The sequence below is a fragment of the Streptomyces sp. NPDC002825 genome, assembly GCF_040295385.1.
In the GTDB taxonomy this organism is placed as follows: Bacteria; Actinomycetota; Actinomycetes; order Streptomycetales; family Streptomycetaceae; genus Streptomyces.
On sequence record NZ_JBEOVH010000003.1, the window covers coordinates 347,036 to 367,240 of the forward strand.

The following is a 20,205-nucleotide window of genomic DNA, read 5'->3' on the forward strand; positions in this document are numbered from 1 at the left end:
GAACACCCAGGGGCGCACAAGGGTCGCTTCCAAGATTCCTCCGAGGGGCGGGAGGCACCTCCCGACCGTCCCCTGTCCGCCCTCGTGGTGGTGATGGCGCTGCTCTCTTGACAGTCACCCCGGGGCCTGAAGAGCATCGAAGCGCTTCACGAGCACCCACCGCTCCGTCTCGAGGGGATCCCACGTGTCCGCACACACGCCGCACACACCACTTCCTTTCCGCGATCAGCAGCTGCCCTTCGCGAAGCGCGTCGACGACCTCCTGTCACGGCTCACCCTCGACGAGAAGATCGGATTCCTGCACCAGTTCGCGCCCGCCGTGGAGCGGCTCGGCCTCGCCGCGTTCCGCACCGGCCAGGAGGCCCTGCACGGCGTGGCCTGGATGGGTCCGGCCACCGTCTTCCCGCAGGCGGTGGGCCTGGGCGCGACCTGGAACACGGATCTCGTACGACGGGTCGGCGAGGCGGTGTCCAAGGAGGTCCGCGCGATGCGCGCCCGCGACGACCGCGTGGGTCTGAACGTCTGGTCCCCGACCGTGAACCTGCTGCGCCACCCTCTGTGGGGCCGCAACGAGGAGGGCTACTCGGAGGACCCGAAGCTCACCTCGGCCATCGCCACCGCCTACACCCACGGCCTGCGCGGCGAGCACCCGACGTACTGGCGCACCGCGCCCGTCCTCAAGCACTGGCTGGCCCACAACAACGAGACGGGCCGCGACGTCACGTCCTCCTCGGTCCGCCCGCGCGTCCTGCACGAATACGACCTGCGCGCCTTCCGCGAGACGGTCGAGGCGGGCGCCGTGGCCGGTGTGATGCCGGCGTACAACCTGGTCAACGGCCGCCCCAACCACGTCTCGCCCTATCTGCGCGAGCATCTGCGCACCTGGACCGACGAGGACCTCCTCGTCTGCTCGGACGCGGGCGCGCCCTCCAACCTGGTCGACTCCGAGCACTACTTCGACACCCACGAGGAGGCGACGGCCGCCGCGCTCCACGCCGGCGTCGACAGCTTCACCGACCACGGCACCGACGGCTCGCAGATCACCGCACGGGTCCGCGGCGCCCTGGAACAGGGCCTGCTGACGGAGCCGGACGTCGACGCGGCCGTCCGCCGCCAGCTCTCCGTCCGTTTCCGCCTCGGCGAGTTCGACCCGGAGCACGACCCGCACGCGCTCACCACGGCCTTCGACACCCCGGACCACCGAGCCCTCGCCCAAGAGGCGGCCGAGCAGGCGGTCGTCCTGCTCAAGAACAGCGGTGACCTGCTGCCGCTCGCGCCCGGCACCCGGCTCGCGGTGGTCGGCCTGCTCGCCGACGAGTGCAAGCTCGACTGGTACAGCGGCACGCTCCTGCACCGCAGCACGCCGCTGGCCGGCCTGTCCGAGCGGTTCGGACCGGAGCGCGTGCACTTCGCGGAGGGCGTGGACCGGATCCTCCTGAAGACCTCGGCCGGAGCCTTCCTGCACGTCCCCGAGACGGACGCCGACGACGAGGTGCGCGGCGCGGAAGGCGCCCTCGACCCGGCCCTGCTCGCGGGCCGGACGGACCTGCCCCCGCTCACCACCGCGGCGACCGGCACCGAACTCTCCCTCGTCGACTGGGGTGAGGGCGTGCTGACGCTGCGCGCCCCCGACGGCCGCTATCTCTCCGTCGCCGAGGACGGCCGTGTCCGAGCCTCCGCCGACCAGCCCGGAGGCTGGGTCGTCCAGGAGACGTTCCGACTCGAACCGCACGAGAGCGGCCACCTCCTTCGGCACATCGGTACGGGTCACCCCCTCTCTGTCGCCGCCGACGGCCTGAAGGTTGCCGCCGGGGACGGGGACGCCTTCGAGGTCTTCGAGGTCGTCGTCGTCGAGCGCGGCGAGTCCGCGGTGAGCAGGGCCGCCTCGCAGGCGGACGTGGTGGTCGTGGTCGCGGGCAACGATCCGCACATCAACGGCCGCGAGACCGAGGACCGTACGACCCTCGCCCTCCCCGCCCACCAGGAGCGCCTCCTGCGCGCGGCCCGCGCGGCCAACCCGAACACGGTGCTCGCGCTGGTCTCGGCGTACCCGTACGCGGTCGATCACGCGGACGTGCCGGCGCTGCTGTGGACGGCCCACGGCGGCCAGGCGGCCGGCAGCGCCCTGGCGCGGATCCTGGCCGGCGACGTCTCCCCCGCCGGCCGCCTCCCGCAGACGTGGTACGCCGACGACTCGGACCTGCCCGGTCTCCTCGACTACGACGTGATCGGCGGCCGCCAGACGTACCTCTACTTCGAGGGCACGCCGCTCTTCCCGTTCGGCCACGGCCTGTCGTACGCGTCCTTCTCCTACGAGGACCTCACGACCCGCGTCGAGGACGGGACACTGCACGTGTCCTTCACGGTCGCCAACACCGGTGATGTCGCCGCGGACGAGGTCGCCCAGCTCTACACCCGGGCCGTGGAGCCGTCGGTGCCACGGCCGCGCAGGGAACTGGCCGCGCACCGACGGGTGACGCTCGCGCCCGGCGAGGCCACGGAGATCGCCTTCCGGGTGCCGATGTCGGCCTTCGCCTTCTGGGACGTCGCGCAGGGACGTCCGCGCGTGGCACCGGGCCTCTACGAGATCCTCGTCGGCACGTCCAGCGAGGACATCCGCCTGACCCGGACCGTCGGCCTCGACGGCGACCCGTCCGTCCCCCGGCCGGTCATGGTGGGCGGCCTGGAGGCGGTGGACTTCGACGACCAGAGCGACACGGAGATCGTGGACCGCGCGAAGACCTCGGGCGACTCCGTCACCCCTGCGACCGGCCTGAGGGGCGAGCTGGTGTTCCGTGACTGCGACTTCGGAGAGGGAGCCGCCGCGATCACGGTGGAGGCCGCGGGTGCGGGCACGGTCGAGTTCTCGCTGGACGAAGGACCGGTACTGGCGGTGCTCACGCTTTCCCCGGCTGCGGCGGCCGGGCCCTACGACTACGCCACGGCGAGCGCCCCTGTCGTCGCGGCCGGTGTGCACGACGTCCGCCTCGGACTGCACGGCCCGGTGCGACTCGCGCGCGTCGCCTTCACCGGCTGAGGTCATCGAATCGCTTCATCTCCGCCAAAAGACGCTACCGTCTGGGGCTCTTCTCCCTCCTGGGCATTGACATCATGTCTCGCAGGATGACAGCGTCGAAGCGCTTCAACTACACCCATGGGCGAGCTCAGCGCGAATCCGGAACAGGCCGCTCCTCGCCGGCGGCCACCTACCTCTCGCTCACCCGAACGCCCGGGGACAGCCACCACTGACACCGGGGCCCGATCACCGCGCACCGCGCGCGGACGGAGGAAACCAGCCGATGAAGTTCACCGACGGCTACTGGATGATGCGTCCCGGAGTGACCGCGCGCTACGCCACCGAGGTCGCGGACGTCCGGGCCGACGAGCACCGGGTGACCCTCTACGCGCCGGTGAAGCACGTGGGCGGCCGCAGCGGCATGCTCAACAGCGAGCTGCTGACGGTCGAGTGCTGGTCGCCGGCCGAGGGCGTGATCGGCGTACGCGCCACCCACCACGCCGGCTCGGTACGCCGGGGGCCGGAGTTCGCACTGCCCGGCGCGCGACCGGATGCGGGAAAGGTGTACCGGGACGGCACGGTGGTCGAGCTCGGCGCGGGTGAGCTGACGCTGCGCGTGGACACCTCCCAGCCGTGGCGCCTGGAGTTCTCCGCCGACGGCCGGGAGCTGACCTCCGTGGGCGGGCGCGGCATCGGCTTCGTCACCGACGCCGCCGGCCGGCACCACATGCTGGGCCAACTCGGCCTGGGCGTCGGCGAGCTGGTCTACGGACTCGGTGAGCGTTTCACCCCGTTCGTCAAGAACGGTCAGACGGTGGACATCTGGCAGGCGGACGGCGGCACGAGCAGCGAACAGGCGTACAAGAACGTCCCCTTCCACCTCACCAACCGCGGCTACGGAGTCTTCGTCAACCATCCCGGCAAGGTGAGTTACGAGGTCGGCTCCGAGGCGGTCGGCCAGGTCCAGTTCAGCGTCGAGGACCAGTCGCTGGAGTTCTTCGTCGTCCACGGCCCGACCCCGAAGCAGGTCCTGGAGCGTTACACGGCCCTCTCCGGCCGCCCCGCGCTCCCGCCTGCCTGGGCGCTCGGCCTGTGGCTGACCACCTCCTTCACCACCGACTACGACGAGGCCACAGTCAACCGTTTCGTGGGCGGTATGACAGAACGCGGCATCCCGCTCAGCGTGTTCCACTTCGACTGCTTCTGGATGCGCGGCTACCAGTGGTGCGACTTCGACTGGGACTCCGACACCTTCCCCGACCCGGCCGGCATGCTCGCCCGCCTCAAGGAGCAGGGGCTGCGGATCTCCGCCTGGATCAACCCGTACATCGCACAGAAGTCGGCGCTGTTCGAGGAGGGCATGCGCGAGGGCCACCTGGTGCGCCGGCCTGACGGCAGCGTCTGGCAGTGGGACCTGTGGCAGCCCGGCATGGCCCTGGTGGACTTCACCAACCCCGCCGCCCGCGCCTGGTACACCGACAAGCTCCGCCCGCTCCTCGACATGGGCGTGGACTGCTTCAAGACCGACTTCGGCGAGCGCATCCCCACCGACGTCGTCTGGCACGACGGATCCGACCCCGAGCGGATGCACAACTACTACACCCACCTCTACAACGAAGCCGTCTTCGAGCTGCTGCGCGAGGTGCGCGGCGAGGGCGAGGCGCTGCTGTTCGCCCGCTCCGCCACCGCCGGCGGCCAGCAGTACCCGGTGCACTGGGGCGGTGACTGCGAGTCCCACTTCAACGCCATGGCCGAGTCACTGCGCGGCGGACTCTCCCTCGGCCTGTCCGGCTTCGGCTTCTGGAGCCACGACATCGGCGGCTTCGAAGGCACCCCGACCCCCACCGTCTTCAAGCGCTGGGTGCAGTTCGGGCTGCTGTCCTCGCACAGCCGCCTGCACGGCAGCAAGTCCTACCGGGTGCCCTGGGACTACGGCGAGGAGGCCGTCGACGTCACCCGCGAGTTCACCCTGCTCAAGCACCGCCTCGCCCCGTACCTCCAGCGCGCCGCGCAGCAGGCGCACGCCACCGGCGTCCCGGTGATGCGCGCGATGGTGCTGGAGTTCCCCGACGACCCGGCCGCGGCCACGCTCGACCGGCAGTACCTGCTCGGCGACGACCTGCTCGTCGCCCCCGTCTTCACCGACGACGGCACGGTCGACTACTACGTGCCAGAGGGGACGTGGACCAACGTCCTGACCGGCGCCCAGGTCACCGGCCCCCGTTGGGTGCGCGAGCAGCACGGCTTCCACACCCTGCCGCTGCTCGCCCGCCCCGACTCCGTCATCCCGCTCGCCGCTGACGACCAGCGCCCGGTCTCCGCCTGGGCGGACGGCGTCGAACTGCGGGTGCACGCCTTCGCCGACGGCGCCGAGCGCACCGTCGTGATCCCCGGCAACGACGGCCCCGGTGAGACGGCCCGCTTCCACCTGCGCCGCCGTGGGGGCCGCCTGCAGGTGACCACCGACAGCCCGCACCCGTGGCGGCTGCGGATCGGCGGCCCGAACGCGACGTTGCACACCCAGCCGGCCGGCACCTCGAAGGCCGACCTGCCGTACCCGGCCTGAACCCTGCAGTCGGGGTGGGGTCCCCCCGGGCCCCACCCCGATGCGGCTCCTCGCCGACGCCGCCGATGCCCACCGGCGGACCGGCGGACCGCAGGTCTTCCCGGCGGGGGTGCCGACAGCCGAACTACTCCACGCGAGCCTCGCCGAAGAAGCTCGGGTTTGCCGGGTGGGTGCGTTCGCCGATGTGGGTCTGGAGCATCCACAGTGTGCCGTGCTCGATGGTGAACTCGATGTCGCAGAGGTCACGGTGGTGGGCCTCCAGTTGGTCCAGGTAGCCGAGCAGCCGCGTGAACGAGATGGGGTCGAGGGCTGCCAGGTGCTGGAGGGGCACGGTGTCGCGGGTGCCGGATACGACGTCCTCACCCTGGGCGTTGGGCAGGTAGTCGCCGTAGATGCCCGGCCGTCCGGTGGCCGGATCGCGGGTGAGGACGACGCCGCTGCCGGAGTCGGGACCGAAATTGCCGAACACCATGGTCTGGATGGTGACCGCGGCACCCAGGTCGTCCGGGATGTGCTCACGGCGGCGGTAGAGGCGTGCGCGTTCGCTGTTCCAGGAGGTGAAGACCGCGAGGACCGCCCGCCGCAGCTGTTCGGCCGGATCCTGCGGGAAATCCTCACCCGTCCGCTCCCGGATCAGGTCCTTGAAGGTCTCGACGAGCCTGATGAGGTCGCAGGTGTCCAGCTGCGTGTCGTCGCTGCGGTGGTGCTGCTCCTTGACGGCGACGAGGATCTCCTCGAAGTGCGAGCTGTCGACCCCCATGACCGTGCTGCCGAACATCTGCACCAGACGCCGGTAGGAGTCCCAGGCGAAACGTTCGCGCTCAGGCGTCTTGGCGAGGCCCAGGACCGCGTAGTCGTTCAGCCCGATGTCGAGGATGGTCTCCATCATGCCCGGCACCGAGAACTCCGCCCCCGAGCGGACCGAGAGCAGCAGCGGGTCGTCCACCTGCCCCAGCCGCTTCCCCGTCACCCGCTCCAGCGCCGCGAGATGCTCGCCGATCTCGCGGTCGAGGCCGGCCGGAGGCCGGCCCGTGGCGAGGAAGACCCGGCAGGCTTCGGTGGTGACGGTGAAACCGGGCGGGACGGGCAGGCCCATGTCCGCCATCTCCGCGAGGCTCGCGCCCTTGCCTCCCAGGAGACCGGCCGTGTCCCGGCCGCCGTCGGCGAAGTCGTACACGTAGGTGGTCATGCTGTTCGCCTGTCTCTTCGGCGGATTTCGGGTCCCCCGGGGGCGGGGCGGGCCTGTGGCCCGGTGGTCAGGAGCGGTCGGTCCGGTCAGTCGTGCGGCACCACTGCCACGGGTGCCAGGGAGTGGTGGACGACGGCGTGGGTGACAGCCCCGATGTGGGTGCCGATGCGCGCGCGCCGGTTCCTGCGACCCACCACGACCAGCCGGGCGTCTCGCGAAGCCTCCGCGAGGTCCCGTGCCGGCCAGCCCTGGTGGCATTCGCGGACGACGCGGACGCCCGGGTACTTCTGCGTCCAGGGGGCCAGCGCCTCGTCGAGCGCCCGGCGCGCGTCCTGGGCGAGTTCGGACGTGAGCAGCGGCACGGTGGCGCCCAGGTCAGGTCCGTAGAGCGCCGGAAGGGCCCAGGTGTGCAGCACCCGCAGATCGCAGCCGTACCGGTCGGCTTCGGCGAAGCCGAAGCCGAGGACCTCGTCGCCCGGTGCGGACACGTCAAGGCCGACCACGACCTCTCCCGCCGGTCCGTCCTCGTCGCGCGTCGGGCGGTCGCTGGGGCGGACCAGCACGACGGGGCGCCTGGTGCGGGCCAGCACGGCCAGCGAGACGGACCCGGCGAAGAAGCCGGCCAGGCCGCTCAGGCCCCGGGAGCCGAGCACCAGGAGCTCTGCCTTGTCACCGGCGGCGCACAGGGCCTCGACCGGGTCACCGGCGGCCTGTTCCGTAGCGACGTCCAGGCTCGGGTGGCACCGGCGCAGTCGGCTCTCCGCCGTGGCGAGCACCCGCTCGCCCCAGCCGCGGGCCGTCACCGGGTCCACCACGCGGGTACGCGGGTCGTCGTCCGTGCTCCAGACCTGGAGCAGTCGCAGCGGCACCGCGCGGCGCGCCGCCTCCTCGGCGGCCCAGTCCGCTGCGGCGAGGCTCTCACGGGATCCGTCGACGCCGACGGTGACGGTGCGGGACATGAACGACTCCTTGACAGGACGGGGCGGGATTGCACCTCCACCTTGGTCTCCCCGCGACAGGCTGGGGAGGGGCCACTGGTCCCTGCCGCGGGACCTGTGGGCCCCAAGGGCGGGGGCGGCGTCGCGGCCGAGCGGTGCACCCGTGCGCCTGCGCGGTCGTGCCGCACATGAACGTGGCTCGGCCCCGAAGGCGGGGCAGGCACGCGGAAGCAGCCCCTGCCCAGCACCCGCGAAGGGCGCCGAGCAGGGGCTGCACCGTTGGCGTGGGAAGCCCCGTGCTCAGATCCTCGGAGCGGCCGAGCCGACTCGCTCGTCCTGGGCGGCCTGTGCCTGGGTGGCGATGACGGCGGCCTGCACCCGGCGCTCCACGCCCAGCTTGGCCAGCAGCCGGGAGATGTTGTTCTTCACCGTCTTCTCCGCCAGGTAGAGCCGCTTGCCGATCTCCCGGTTGGTCAGCCCTTCCCCGACGAGGGCGAGGATCTGGCGCTCGCGGTCCGTCAGACCGGGCAGGCCCTGCGGCTGTTCCTCCTGGGAGGCTCCGCTGCGCAGCCGCGCCATCACGCGTGCTGTGGCGCCGGGATCCAGCATGGACTGGCCCGAGGCGACCGTGCGCACGGCGTTGACGAGGTCGGTGCCGGTGATCTGCTTGAGAACGTAACCGGACGCGCCGGCCATGATCGCGTCGAGCAGCGCCTCCTCGTCGTCGAACGACGTCAGCATCAGACACGCCAGGTCGGGCATGCGCGAGCGCAGCTCCCGGCAGACGCTCACACCGTCCCCGTCCGGCAGGCGCACGTCGAGAACCGCGACCCGGGGGCGCAGCGCGGGGACCCGTACGAGCGCCTGCTCGGCCGTGCCCGCCTCGCCCACCACGGTCAGATCCGGCTCGGCTTCCAGGAGATCGCGCACGCCACGGCGCACCACCTCGTGGTCGTCGAGGAGGAAGACCCTGACCGGCTCCTTCTCGAGAAGGCCGCCGCTGCTGTCCGTCATCGCACACTCCGTGTTCTCCGAGTTGTTCCGCCAACTGCGGATGCGCCTGCATCATGCCGTGCACGCGGAACCGACGACAGGGCCGGGTGGCTCTCCTGCGCAGCCCGTCCGGACTGGCTCGCCTGCGACGCGTGCCGCCGGGAGGGACCTTCGGCCCTCGTGGAAGGGCCCGCCGGGCCTGTCGCACGAGGGCGCTCCCTTGGTGGACTCCATGCGTCGGCACAGCCGGGGTCGTCAGGACCTCGGGCTTTTCCTGGACGCAGAGAGGCTGCCGCCATGACGACGACCACGATCAGCCTGACCAGGATCAGCTCGCCGGAGGCACCGCCGGCCCGGAACACGGTGGCCGTCGCCCTGGCGGGGGAGCTCGATGTCCACACCGCTGCACGCATCGAGCCGACGCTGACCCACCTGACCCGGAACGCGCAGGCCGAGCTGACACTCGACCTGACGGACATCACCTTCTGCGACAGCTCCGGAGCGGCGCTCCTCCTCCGCGTGCACGAGCGCTCCCAGGCGGCCGGGGTGCGCTTGAGGCTGTCCGGCATCCAGCGGCTCCCCGCTCGCGTCATCCGTGCTCTGGGCGTGGATCGCGTCCTGTCCTGCTCCTTCGCCTGACCGCCGAAGAGTCCGCGCCGCGCCAGGACGGCCTGAATCGTGCGCCCGCAGGTGAGGTCCGTTCGGCCCTATTGCCGGTGGTCGGATCCAAGGGACGCTGGCTGAAGGCACGTAGGGCCCCGGGGCCGAGCCGGAGCAGAAGGTGGGCACGATGAAGGACGAAGCCACACAGCGGGCGGTGGACGACCGCCGTGAAGTGGTGGCGCCACGGCGCATGGCACAGCTCGACCGCGTCGAGGCGCTGCGCCTGCTCGGCACCGTCTCCCTGGGACGCATCGTCTTCACCCAGCACGCTCTGCCGGCCGTCCGCCCCGTCAACCACTTCATGGACGGCGACGACGTCATCGTCCGGCTCCACGACGGCGCGACGCTCGCTTCCATCGTCGCGCCCACTGATGCCGCAGGCGTCGTCGTGGCCTACGAGGCGGACGTCATCGATCCCGAAACGCACATCGGCTGGAGCGCCGTGGTCACCGGGTACGCCCGCAAGGTCACCGATCCCGGCGAGCTCGCGCACTTCGCCACCCGTCTGCGTCCATGGATCGACCACCCCGACATGAACGCCGTATTGCGCATCCGGCCCGACCTGGTCACGGGCCTGCAGCTCACGGCGGAACGCGCCGGCCTGGAAAGGTGAAGCGGGTCCGAGCGCGGCGTCACCCGGGGGTCGGCCGGGCGACCCCCGGGTGACGACCGGCGCCCTACGACGGCGGTGTCACGGGCCGTCAGTCAGCACAAGGCCCGCGGTGAGTGGCGCCCGCCACACGAGCCTGCTGCCGGACTCGTCCGTACGCTCGATCCGCAGTGTGCCGCCCACGCTCCGGGCTCGCTCGTCAAGGTTGCTCAGGCCACTCCGTCTGCCGTCGGCAGGGATGCCACGACCGTTGTCCGTCACCGTGAGAACGACATCGTCGCTGGTGGCCTGCAGGGACACCTCGACACGTGTCGCATGGGCGTGGCGGGCGGCGTTGCTCAGCATCTCGGTGAGGGACGCCATGACGTGTTCGGCGATCTGCGCCGGAACGTCCGTGTCGAGGAGCCCTTCCATGCTCAGACGGGGCGGGAATCCGAGCGTCGTGGCCGCTTCACCCACCGCCCGGGCCGCGCGAGCCCGCAGGCTCGGTCCCGTGTCCCCCTCGCGGGCACGCAGACCGAAGATCGTGGAACGGATGATCTTGATGGTTTCGTCGAGGTCCGCGACGGCGCGCGTGACGCGTTCGGCAGCACCCTCGTGCTGCACGAACCGCGCGGCGCTCTGCAGGGTCATACCCGTTGCGAACAGCCGCTGAATGGCGAGGTCGTGCAGGTCGCGGGCGATACGGTCACGATCCTCCAGGAGCGCGAGCTGCTCGGCGTCGTGCCGGCGTTCGGCCAGCTCCAGGGCGAGCGCGGCCTGTCCGGCGAAGGCCCGGAGAGGTTCCAGCTCCCCTTCGGTGAAGGCGGGTTCGCCGTGGAGCCGGGCCAGCAACAGGACGCCTCGGGTGCCCTCGGCGACGGTGCCCAGGGGGACGGCGACCGCGGGACCGAGCCCGTCGAAGCGGCAGGGGCCGGCCGCGTAGCGGTCGTCTTCCGCGAGATCGACCGTCGTCACGGGTTCGCCGGCCTTGTACGCGGCGCCGGACAGGGTGCCCACGACCGGGACCACCAGGCCGCGGCGGGTGCCGCCGTCCCCGCCGACGGCCAGTTCCACGACAAGGTCGTCCGTACCGACGACGGACACGAAGACGTCGGCGAGCGCTGCGTCCGTGATCTCCTGAGCACGGCGGGCGATGAGCTCGAGGACCGCCGGTCGCGGGCTCCCGGAGAGCAGGCTGTTGGTGATCTCCGCGTTCGCCCGCAGCCACCGCTGCTGGCGCTGCGACGCCTCGTACAGCCGCGCATTGTCGATGGCGACACCGGCTGCGACGGAGAGTGTGGCGATCACCGACTCGTCGTCGGCGTCGAAGTCCAGGCCACCGCGCTTGTCGGTCAGATAGAGGTTGCCGAAGACCTCGTCCCGCACACGGATGGGCACGCCCAGGAAGGTCCGCATGGGGGGATGGTGGGCGGGAAAACCGTACGACGCCGCGTGCGCGCCGAGTTCGGTCAGCCGCAACGGCCGGGGGTCGCGGATGAGTTCGCCGAGGATGCCGTGGCCTGCCGGCAGGGGGCCGATCTTCGCGATCTGCTCCTCCGACAGCCCGACGGTGAGGAATTGCGACAGGGTCCGGCCGTCCGGGCCGATCACTCCCAGGGCTCCGTAGCGGGCGTCCACCAGGAGCGCCGCGGCTTCCACGATGCGTCGCAGCGCCTGGGAGAGGTCCAGCTCGCGCCCCACCGAGACGACGGCCTCCAGCAGGTTGTGCACCCGGTCCCGGGTGCCCCGAGCCGCGTTGATGCGTGCCTCGAGCTCCTCCAGCAGCTCGTCGAGCCGCATCCGAGGCATCCGCGAAAGCGACTCCTCCACACCCACTGGGCCTCCTCTGTCGATCACCCGCTCAGCCTATCGGCCGTGCGGGGCGTCGGGAGGTCACTCGAATGGCAGCGGCCGAGGCGCGGGGTGGTGGACGGCCGGCGATCCGGGGGCGCTGATCGCCGGTCGTCCGTGTCGGGGAAGGCGTCCCTGGATGCGGGTGGCCTCCCGTTCCGGCACCAGAAGCCTCGCTTCGGGGCGGGCGGACAACGACGCGCCGAGGGTCCCCGGGCGAGGCCCGATGGTCTCCGCCCGTCCGCTCACGCGCTCCTGCGGTCCCACTCCGGGGCCACCCTGGCCCATTCCCGGGCCCACCGCGCGCCGTGGCTCCGCTCGTACGTCCGCCGGACGAGCCGATGGACGGTGAGCGCCGCGAGGCCGAGGCCTGCGGCGACGGCGACCGCGGCGACCACGGCGTCGAACCGTGCGGCGACCGGGCCGAGCGGCACGGAGGTCACCTCCCCGTCCTCGTCGGTCCACACCGGAACCCGCGCTCCGCGCTCCACACGACCTTCCACCGGTACACGGGCAGTCCGCGGGGTGCCGTCGGAGGCGGTCCACCGGGCCGTGGCACGCGCGCGCGTGCTGCCGCGGAACATCGGTACCGCGTCCTCCACCAGCGTGGCCGTGGTCAGGTGGCGCTCGGTCCGCTGCTGGGCCCTGCCCTCCAGCACGGCGTCCCATGCCGCCGCGCCGCCGAGGGTCGCGGCGACGAGCCAGGCTGCGATGAGCGCCAGGATGATCCAGCCCTCGGCCGCGTGGGCGCGCAGGCGCAGGGGATTGCATCGCCACCGCCACAGTCGCACACTCCCGGCGCTCACCGTCTCACCCTCCTTGTCGGCCGCTGTTCGCTCATCGGTTGTCGAGGAGGCCGGCGACGTACTGGGTGAGGTCGGCGAGACGGCTGGTGTAGCCCCACTCGTTGTCGTACCAGCCGAAGACCTTGACCAGGGTTCCGTGCGCTTGGGTGAGTGGGGCGTCCACGACGCACGAGGCCGGGTCGCCGATGATGTCGCGCGAGACGATCGGGGCGTGACTCACCCTCAGGATTCCCTTCAGCGGTCCTTCCGCGGCCTCCCGGAACGCGTCGTTCACGTCCTGTGCCGACACGGACTGCTCCAGGACGAGGGTGAGGTCGGTGAGCGAGCCGTCGTCGACCGGCACGCGTACGGCGATGCCGTCCAGGATGCCCGCGAGTCCGGGGAGCACCAGGCCCACCGCGCGGGCGGCGCCGGTGCTGGTCGGGATGATGTTCACCGCGGCCGAACGGCCCCGGCGCGGGTCCTTGTGCGGTCCGTCGAGCACGACCTGGTCGTTGGTGTAGCCGTGGATGGTGGTCATCAGTCCGTCGACGATCCCGAATCGCTCGTCGAGGACCTTCACCATCGGAGCCACGCAGTTGGTGGTGCAGGACGCGTTGGAGACCACGTCATGGCGGAGCGGGTCATAGGCGTACTCGTTGACCCCCATGACGACGGTGGCGTCGACGCCCTTGCCCGGCACCGAGAGCAGGACCTTGCGTGCTCCCGCCGTCAGGTGCCGGCCGGCGTCCTCCCGGGTGCGGAAGCGGCCGGTGGCCTCGATGACCACGTCCACGCCGAGGGCCCCCCAGCCCAGGTCGGCCGGGTCGCGCTCGGACGTGACGACGATGCGGTGCCCGTCCACGGTGATGGAGTCGTCGTCGTGCTCGATGGTGCGGCCCAGCCGGCCGTGGGTCGAGTCGTAGGCGAGCAGGTGGGCCAGCGTCCCCGGGGAGGCGAGATCGTTGACGGCCACCACTTCCACCGGGGTGCCGCAACCGGCCTCCGCGCGTTGCATGACGCAGCGCAGGTAGGCACGCCCGATGCGCCCGAAGCCGTTGATTCCGATGCGTGCGGTCATGTCCGCCGCCCTCCCGAGGGGTGCCGATGCAGGTGGTGCCAGCCTCGGGCTCCCACACTCCCCGGGACAGAGGCCCAAGGGGGTGCCCAGAGGGCCGTTGGTCCCTCCTCTGCCGCGCACCGTCAGCCGGCAGAGGGCGGGCCGAACGGCCCACGGTGCGGGTACTGACCGGTTCTGTCCCTGGCCTTCCCCACGGTCCAGGCTGGCAGCGCAGACGAACGCGAGGAGCGGGCCATGAAGGCGGCAGTGGTGAAAGCACTGGGAGAACCGTTGGTGATCGAGGAGCGTCCCGATCCCGTGCCGGGCCCCGGGCAGGTACGTATTCGTGTCGAGGCGTGCGGGCTGTGTCATACCGACATCCACGCGGCCCGCGGTGACTGGCCGGTCAGGCCCGTCCCTCCGTTCGTCCCCGGACATGAGGGGGTCGGCATCATCGAGGAGCTCGGCGACGGCGTCACGCATCTGTCGGTCGGCCGGCGCGTGGCGGTGCCGTGGCTGGGCTGGGCCTGTGGGCGCTGTGAGCACTGCCTCTCCGGCTGGGAGACGCTGTGCGAGAAGCAGATCAACACCGGTTACGGCGTCGACGGCGGGTACGCCGAGAAGATGCTCGCCCACGCGGACTTCGCGCAGCCCGTCCCCGACGGCATCGACCCGCGCGACGCAGCTCCGCTGACCTGTGCCGGCGTGACCACGTACAAGGCCCTGAAGGTCGCGGAGGTCGGACCGGCCGACCTCGTGGCGGTCTCCGGCGTCGGCGGACTGGGACACCTGGCCGTGCAGTACGCGAAGATCGCCGGTGCGACGGTGGCCGCGATCGACGTCTCCGACGAGAAGCTCCGGCTGGCGGCCGATCTGGGCGCGGACATCCTCATCGACGCCCGCAAGGAGGACCCGGCCGAGGTGCTCCAGCGCTACGGCGGAGCCCATGCGGCCCTGGCACTGGCAGTGAACGAGGAGTCCTTCGCGACGGCGCTGGCCGGTCTGCGGCGTGGCGGCAAGCTGGTGATGGTGGCCCTTCCCGCGGAAGGCACCGTCGAGGTGCCGGTCTTCTCGACCGTGCTCGGCGGAAAGTCCGTCATCGGCTCGATCGTCGGTACGCGGCAGGACCTGGCCGAGCTGTTCCAGTTGCATGCCGCCGGACGTACCCGCGTGGTCTACGAGACGCGGCCGCTGTCGTCCGTCAACGAGTGCATCGACGAGGTGCTGGAGGGCCGGGTCGAGGCACGCATCGTCTTCGAGACGTGAAGCCCTGCGGGGCCATCGCCCCGGGGAGAGGTCCGGGGGATCGCTCCGGCGGCTGCCGGGGCGTCCGCTCGAACGACTGGAGAGGAGAACCGTGGTCACTGCCCGGATGGTGGGAGAGGTGATGACCGGCGAGGTGGTGCAGGCGCACCCGGACACCTCCTTCGAGGAGTTGACACGGCTGCTCACCTCCCACGGAATCAGTGGTCTGCCGGTGGTGGACCACGATGACAAGGTCATCGGCGTGGTGTCCCGGACCGACCTCACCAGGCAACGGACAGCTCGCGGCCGGCCCGAGGACACCCCGGACCCGATCTTGCGGAGGGTGAAGCGGACGGCCCAGGACCGGCCGGCCCCGAGCCGCGCCCCGACCGCCGGCGAGCTGATGACCAGTCCGGCGGTCACCGTGCATCCCGAACAGCGCGTGGTCGAGGCGGCACGCATCATGGAACGCCGTCACATCGACCGGTTGCCCGTGGTGGACGAGGAGGACCGCCTCGTCGGCATCGCCACGCGCCGCGACCTCCTGCGCGTCTTCCTGCGCACCGACGAGGAGATCCGCGCGGACGTCGCCGAAGCTGTCTCGGTCCGTGTCCCGGCGCACGGCGCCGACCAGTTGCGTATCCATGTCCGGGACGGTGTGGTCACCCTGGCGGGCCGGCCGCGGCCCGACGCGGACACATCGGCGCTGATCCGAGCGGCGTGGCGGGTGGACGGAGTGGTCGGTGTGGTGAACCGGCCGGCGGACGGGCACGGAATCGACCACGCTCGACCGGGCGGGGTACCACTGCTGCCTTCCGCGGGCTCGGAGGGAACGCGAGACCACAGGACACCGTGACACCGGAGCCCGTCCGCGGCGGTGGACCGAACGGCCTTCACACGTGTCCGGGAGTCCCCGGCGGTGTCGTGGGTACGGGCGGCCCTCCGCCGCGTGCCCTGATGGCTCTGCCCCGGCAGGGCCGACGACGACGGGCTGAGAGCGATCAAGGAGGAGAACCCATGAGCGGTCTCAAGCCCAGTCAGTCAGTCGGCATCCAGGTACGGATCCGAGGACAGGTTCCGGACGGTGCGGAAACCTATGCGCGGGAGAAGGTGCTCGCGGCGATCAGCCACGTGAGTGAACCGGTGCTGGCCACCCGGTGAAGCTCGCTCAGGCCGCCCACGCTCCGGCGGGCCGCCCGGCACCCGGTGCTGGCGGTGCGGGCGGTGCTCGTGGTCCTCGGCCCGTGGGCCGGGACCGGGAGATCGGGGGCCTGCTGAGCGTCAGCACGGTTCCCGTCACCGCGGGCGATGTGGGCGAGGCCGTTCAGCGGCTCCAGCTCACCGGCCTGCCCTTCGTCTTCTTCAAGGACAGCGGCACGGGTCGGGGCACGGCTCCCGGGGTTTCCGCGGCGAACCCGCCCGGCACCCGGTGCCGATGCACCGGGCCGACCGCCCGACGGCTCGCGGTGATCCGGCCGGCGACCGGCCACGTGAGTTCCCCGGAACCAGTGACCGCGTCGACGCGGGCGCGGCTGCGGAGCCCCGCCGGTCCCGTCGTGCGGTGGACGGCCCCACGACGTCGTACCGGATCGAGTGACGGCTCCGATGGCAAGCGATCCGGGCACGGGGCCCGCCTCCTCGAGCGGTTGATGGGCGCCCTGCCCCCGCGGGGTCTCACTGTCGCGGAGCGACAAGGCGCCGCCCGGGGCCTGTCGGCCCCGGGCGGCACAGCCATGAAACCCGCGTCGCTCCGGCACAGCAGTGGGCGGGCGCGACCTGACTCAGTGCACGGCCGCACCGATGGCCAGGAACCCGGCGATCGCCACGAACAGTGCGCCCATGAGCGGCGCCATGAAGCGCAGGTACTGGTCGTAGCGCACCTTGGCGAGGGCCAGGCCGCCCATGATGACGGCCGACGTGGGCGTGATGAGGTTCACCCATCCGGAAGCCGACTGGTACGCGGTCACCACCAGGGCCCGGCTCACCCCGGCGAAATCCGCCAGCGGAGCGAGGATGGGCATGGCGAGGGCCGCGTGGCCGCTGGACGAAGGGACGAAGAAGGCCAGCGGGAGGTTCACCACGAACATCAGGGCGGCGAACGCGCCGGAGGACGTGCCGGACAGCGCGCTCTGCAGCGCGTCGAGGATGGTGTCGGTGACACTGGCGTTGTTCATGATCACCGTGACGCCTCGCGCCAGCATGACGATCATCGCCGCTCCGGCGAAGTCGCCCGCGCCGGCGGTGACGGCCTGCATCGTCCCCGTCTCTCCCAAGCCGCCGACCAGCCCGACGAGGATCGCCGCGACGATGAACAGGGCGGCGAGTTCGGGGAAGTACCACCCGAGCGTGGGCACGAAGGTGACGTGCAGATCGGACCAGGGGACCACCGCGAAGATCATGAAGAGGAAGGTGGCAGCGAACAGGCACAGGACGGTGCGCTGACGGCCCGTGAGCTCAGCTGTCTCGTCGCCCTCGTTCTTGACGAGGCGGTCGTCCTCGGTGAGTGGCGTCAGCGACCGCGAGGGGTCCTCGGTGATGCGCCGGGCGTAGCGCACGACGTACGCGGCGGCCAGCGCGGTCAGGCAGAACCACATCAGCAGGCGCAGGACGATGCCCTCTCCCGTGCCTATGCCGGCGCTGTCGGACGCCACTCCGGTGGCGAAGGGGTTGATGGTCGAGGCGAGGGTTCCGACCCCGGCGCCGACCATGATGACCGTCGCGGCGACCATCCGGTCGTATCCCAGGCCCAGCATCAGGGGGATCATGAGCCCGTAGAAGCCGAGGGTCTCCTCGGCCATGCCGTAGGTGGTCCCTCCGAGGGAGAACACCGTCAGAAGGACGACGAGGAGCAGGATTCTGTGGTCATGGAGGCGTCCCGTGAGCCGCGCGACGCCGGCGGTGAGGGCGCCGGTGCGCATCGTCACCGTGATGAAGGCGCCCACGGCCAGGATGAAGAGGAACACTCCGGCGGCGCCCGCGAAGGAACCGGTGCCCCCGGGCGCGGTGAGGCCGGTCCCGGCGTCGGTGACACCGTACAGACCGTTGACCGGTGAGAGGAACAGGTCCTTGAGCCGGTCCCAGAAACCCGTGGCGAGCTCCACGGGATGGTAGGTGCCCGGGACGGGGCTGCCGTCCTTCATGTCATAGCGGCCCGCGGGAATCACGAACGTGAGGGCCCAGACCGCCCCGGTGACGGCGATGAGAACGGTGAAGGCGGACGGGAACCGCAACCGCCGTCGGGGGCCGTGGGGTATGTCGGAGTCGGTTCTCTCCCCGGTCGACTCCGGAGGTGTGGGTGCACTGGCGAGGGTCATGTCAGGTCCTTGGGTCCGTCGTGGCCGGCCTCGCGGTGACGGCCGCCGGGGGTGACGACGGTCCCGGTGGCACCGTCGAGGATGGCGCGGGCGTCCTCCAGGGCGCCGATGGCCGCCATGCCGCCCGTGAGTTCGACGAACCGGCACACGGCGTCGACCTTCGGCCCCATGGATCCGGCCGGGAACCGGAGGGCTCGCAGGGCCGCGGGCGTGGTCCGTCCGATGGGCTCGGCGTCGGGGGTGCCGTAGCCGACCGAGACATGGGGAACGTCGGTGAGCAGCAGGAGAGCGTCGGCGTCCAGCGCCTCGGCCAGGAGAGCGGCGGTGAGGTCCTTGTCCACCACGGCTTCGACACCGGTCAGCTGCCCTTGTTCGTCGCGGATCACCGGCACGCCGCCGCCTCCGGCGCACACGGCCACCGCTCCCGAGGCCAACAGCAGCCGGATCAGCCGGGTCTCCACGACGCGTTGCGGGCGGGGGGAAGGCACGACGCGCCGCCAGCGGGTGCCGTCCTGCTTGACGGTCCAGCCTCGTTCGGCGGCCAGTCGCTCGGCTTCGGCCCGGCCGTAGACGGGGCCCACGAACTTGGCCGGGTCGGCAAAGGCGGGGTCGGCCGCGGAGACGAGGGTCTGGTTCAGCAGGGCACAGACCTGGCGCCCGGGCAGGGCGTTCTGCAGCGACTGGAGCAGCCAGTAGCCGATCATGCCCTGGGTCTCCGCCCCGAGGACGTCGAAGGGGTAGGGACTGCTGAGGGAGTGGTCGGCGGCGCTCTGCAGGGCGAGCACGCCGACCTGCGGGCCGTTCCCGTGGGTGATGACGAGTTCGTGCTCGTGCGCGAGGGGCGCGAGGGCGGACACGGCGGCGCGGATGTTGGTGAGCTGTACGGCGGCGTCCGGCCGCTCCTCGCGGCGCAGCAGGGCGTTGCCGCCCAGGGCGACGACTACACGCATGGTGGAATCTCCAGGTTCGACGGGCTGCCGGCTCAGTCGCCGAGGGTGGCGACGAGAACCGCCTTGATGGTGTGGAGCCGGTTCTCGGCCTGGTCGAACACGATGGAGTGAGAGGACTCGAAGACCTCGTCGGTGACCTCCAACGCGGTCATGCCGGTCCGCGCGGCGATCCTGGCGCCGACGGTGGTGTCGCTGTTGTGGAAGGCCGGAAGGCAGTGCATGAACTTGACCTTTGGGTTGCCCGTGGCGTGCAGCGTCTTCGCGGTCACCTGGTACGGCTTGAGCAGGGTGACGCGCGCGTCCCACATCTCCGGCGGCTCTCCCATGGAAAGCCATACGTCGGTGTAGAGGAAGTCGACTCCGGCGACGCCTTCCGCGACGTCCTCGGTCAGGGTGATCCGCGCACCGCTGCGGGCGGCCGCTCGCCGCGCCTCCTCGACGATGCCGGGGGCGTTGCGCAGGGAACGCGGGCCGACCATGCGTATGTCCATGCCGAGCATCGCCGCGGTGATCAGCAGTGAGTTGCCGACGTTGTTCCTGGCATCGCCCAGGTAGGCGAAGGACACCTGGTTCAGGGGCTTGTCGCTGTGCTCTTCCATGGTGAGCACGTCGGCGAGGGACTGGGTGGGGTGCCACTGGTCCGTCAGCCCGTTCCAGACCGGAACGCCGGCGTACTGGGCCAGCTCCTCCACCAGGCTCTGGTCGCTGCCCCGGAATTCGATCCCGTCGTAGTAGCGGCCGAGGACGCGGGCGGTGTCCTTGATGGACTCCTTGTGCCCGAGCTGCGAGCCGGCCGGGTCGAGGTAGGTCACGTGCGCGCCTTGCTGGTGAGCGGCCACCTCGAAGGCGCACCGGGTCCTCGTCGAGGTCTTCTCGAAGATGACGGCGATGTTCTTGCCGAGCAGCCGCTGCTTCTCGCGCCCCTCACGGTGGGCGGCTTTCACGGAGGCGGAGAGGTCCAGCAGGTGGCGGAACTCCTGAGGAGTGAAGTCGAGTTCCTTCAGAAACGGACGGTGGTGCAGGTCGACAGGCATGGTCGGGCT

At 71.3% G+C, this 20,205-nt stretch carries 15 protein-coding genes and 1 pseudogene; 7 read left to right on the forward strand and 9 right to left on the reverse strand.

The features are described 5' to 3' along the window. Positions 1 to 184: 184 nt before the first annotated feature. Together ABT041_RS06280 and yicI are read left to right on the forward strand one after the other, a co-directional pair. On the forward strand, positions 185 to 3,037 hold the full coding sequence (locus ABT041_RS06280) for a glycoside hydrolase family 3 C-terminal domain-containing protein (protein WP_351179802.1): 2,853 nt from the start codon (positions 185 to 187) through the stop codon (positions 3,035 to 3,037). Between the two features lie 262 nt (positions 3,038 to 3,299). Next, positions 3,300 to 5,582, forward strand: coding sequence for an alpha-xylosidase (gene yicI / locus ABT041_RS06285; RefSeq protein ID WP_351179805.1), 2,283 nt, complete (start codon positions 3,300 to 3,302; stop codon positions 5,580 to 5,582). A gap of 160 nt (positions 5,583 to 5,742) precedes the next feature. Here the strand turns inward: yicI and ABT041_RS06290 are convergent. From ABT041_RS06290 to ABT041_RS06300, 3 genes and pseudogenes are all read right to left on the reverse strand, one after another. After that, a pseudogene (locus tag ABT041_RS06290) lies at positions 5,743 to 6,771 on the reverse strand (PEP/pyruvate-binding domain-containing protein); the annotation flags it as partial. Between the two features lie 86 nt (positions 6,772 to 6,857). Further along, entirely contained in the window at positions 6,858 to 7,730 is an 873-nt protein-coding gene (locus ABT041_RS06295) for a universal stress protein (protein ID WP_351179808.1), read from the reverse strand. A gap of 279 nt (positions 7,731 to 8,009) precedes the next feature. Beyond that, on the reverse strand, positions 8,010 to 8,723 hold the full coding sequence (locus tag ABT041_RS06300) for a response regulator (RefSeq protein WP_351179811.1): 714 nt from the start codon (positions 8,721 to 8,723) through the stop codon (positions 8,010 to 8,012). A gap of 276 nt (positions 8,724 to 8,999) precedes the next feature. Here ABT041_RS06300 and ABT041_RS06305 point away from each other — a divergent pair, with 276 nt between their 5' ends. After that, positions 9,000 to 9,341 (forward strand): STAS domain-containing protein, encoded by a 342-nt coding sequence (locus ABT041_RS06305; protein WP_351179814.1) that lies wholly within the window; start codon positions 9,000 to 9,002, stop codon positions 9,339 to 9,341. Positions 9,342 to 9,492: 151 nt separating this feature from the next. Next, on the forward strand, positions 9,493 to 9,978 hold the full coding sequence (locus ABT041_RS06310; RefSeq protein ID WP_351179816.1) for a pyridoxamine 5'-phosphate oxidase family protein: 486 nt from the start codon (positions 9,493 to 9,495) through the stop codon (positions 9,976 to 9,978). Positions 9,979 to 10,056: 78 nt separating this feature from the next. Here ABT041_RS06310 and ABT041_RS06315 read toward each other — a convergent pair whose 3' ends face one another. The 3 genes from ABT041_RS06315 to gap all read right to left on the reverse strand — a co-directional run bounded on the left by ABT041_RS06315 (position 10,057) and on the right by gap (position 13,674). Next, entirely contained in the window at positions 10,057 to 11,766 is a 1,710-nt protein-coding gene (locus ABT041_RS06315; protein ID WP_502976394.1) for a sensor histidine kinase, read from the reverse strand. A gap of 287 nt (positions 11,767 to 12,053) precedes the next feature. Next, positions 12,054 to 12,614, reverse strand: coding sequence for an Rv1733c family protein (locus ABT041_RS06320; protein ID WP_351179822.1), 561 nt, complete (start codon positions 12,612 to 12,614; stop codon positions 12,054 to 12,056). Between the two features lie 31 nt (positions 12,615 to 12,645). Next, complete coding sequence (gene gap, locus ABT041_RS06325) at positions 12,646 to 13,674, reverse strand: type I glyceraldehyde-3-phosphate dehydrogenase (protein ID WP_351179825.1); 1,029 nt, start codon at positions 13,672 to 13,674, stop codon at positions 12,646 to 12,648. 234 nt (positions 13,675 to 13,908) lie between these two features. On the opposite strand from gap, the gene ABT041_RS06330 reads away from it, so the two are divergent. From ABT041_RS06330 to ABT041_RS06340, 3 genes are all read left to right on the forward strand, one after another. Beyond that, a complete protein-coding gene (locus ABT041_RS06330) occupies positions 13,909 to 14,919 on the forward strand; it encodes an alcohol dehydrogenase catalytic domain-containing protein (RefSeq protein WP_351179828.1) in 1,011 nt (336 codons plus the stop codon). A 91-nt stretch (positions 14,920 to 15,010) separates the two neighbouring features. Next, positions 15,011 to 15,754 (forward strand): CBS domain-containing protein, encoded by a 744-nt coding sequence (locus ABT041_RS06335; RefSeq protein ID WP_351179831.1) that lies wholly within the window; start codon positions 15,011 to 15,013, stop codon positions 15,752 to 15,754. 161 nt (positions 15,755 to 15,915) lie between these two features. Beyond that, positions 15,916 to 16,059 (forward strand): hypothetical protein, encoded by a 144-nt coding sequence (locus tag ABT041_RS06340; RefSeq protein WP_351179834.1) that lies wholly within the window; start codon positions 15,916 to 15,918, stop codon positions 16,057 to 16,059. A gap of 620 nt (positions 16,060 to 16,679) precedes the next feature. Here the strand turns inward: ABT041_RS06340 and ABT041_RS06345 are convergent. From ABT041_RS06345 to argF, 3 genes are read right to left on the reverse strand one after another with little or no spacing between them, the layout of a single operon-like run. Continuing rightward, on the reverse strand, positions 16,680 to 18,212 hold the full coding sequence (locus ABT041_RS06345; protein ID WP_351179836.1) for a YfcC family protein: 1,533 nt from the start codon (positions 18,210 to 18,212) through the stop codon (positions 16,680 to 16,682). Beyond that, a complete protein-coding gene (gene arcC, locus ABT041_RS06350; protein WP_351179839.1) occupies positions 18,209 to 19,162 on the reverse strand; it encodes a carbamate kinase in 954 nt (317 codons plus the stop codon). The genes ABT041_RS06345 and arcC overlap by 4 nt, the downstream gene beginning before the upstream one ends. Positions 19,163 to 19,194: 32 nt before the next feature. Further along, entirely contained in the window at positions 19,195 to 20,196 is a 1,002-nt protein-coding gene (gene argF / locus ABT041_RS06355) for an ornithine carbamoyltransferase (protein WP_351179842.1), read from the reverse strand. Between the last annotated feature and the right edge of the window lie 9 nt (positions 20,197 to 20,205).

Coding starts and splice junctions, on each gene's coding strand:
- yicI (WP_351179805.1), top strand. CDS start 3,300: ATGAAGTTCACCGACGGCTACTGGATGATGCGTCCCGGAGTGACCGCG.
- ABT041_RS06295 (WP_351179808.1), bottom strand. CDS start 7,730: ATGTCCCGCACCGTCACCGTCGGCGTCGACGGATCCCGTGAGAGCCTC.
- ABT041_RS06300 (WP_351179811.1), bottom strand. CDS start 8,723: ATGACGGACAGCAGCGGCGGCCTTCTCGAGAAGGAGCCGGTCAGGGTC.
- ABT041_RS06305 (WP_351179814.1), top strand. CDS start 9,000: ATGACGACGACCACGATCAGCCTGACCAGGATCAGCTCGCCGGAGGCA.
- ABT041_RS06310 (WP_351179816.1), top strand. CDS start 9,493: ATGAAGGACGAAGCCACACAGCGGGCGGTGGACGACCGCCGTGAAGTG.
- ABT041_RS06315 (WP_502976394.1), bottom strand. CDS start 11,766: ATGCCTCGGATGCGGCTCGACGAGCTGCTGGAGGAGCTCGAGGCACGC.
- gap (WP_351179825.1), bottom strand. CDS start 13,674: ATGACCGCACGCATCGGAATCAACGGCTTCGGGCGCATCGGGCGTGCC.
- ABT041_RS06330 (WP_351179828.1), top strand. CDS start 13,909: ATGAAGGCGGCAGTGGTGAAAGCACTGGGAGAACCGTTGGTGATCGAG.
- ABT041_RS06340 (WP_351179834.1), top strand. CDS start 15,916: ATGAGCGGTCTCAAGCCCAGTCAGTCAGTCGGCATCCAGGTACGGATC.
- ABT041_RS06345 (WP_351179836.1), bottom strand. CDS start 18,212: ATGACCCTCGCCAGTGCACCCACACCTCCGGAGTCGACCGGGGAGAGA.
- arcC (WP_351179839.1), bottom strand. CDS start 19,162: ATGCGTGTAGTCGTCGCCCTGGGCGGCAACGCCCTGCTGCGCCGCGAG.
- argF (WP_351179842.1), bottom strand. CDS start 20,196: ATGCCTGTCGACCTGCACCACCGTCCGTTTCTGAAGGAACTCGACTTC.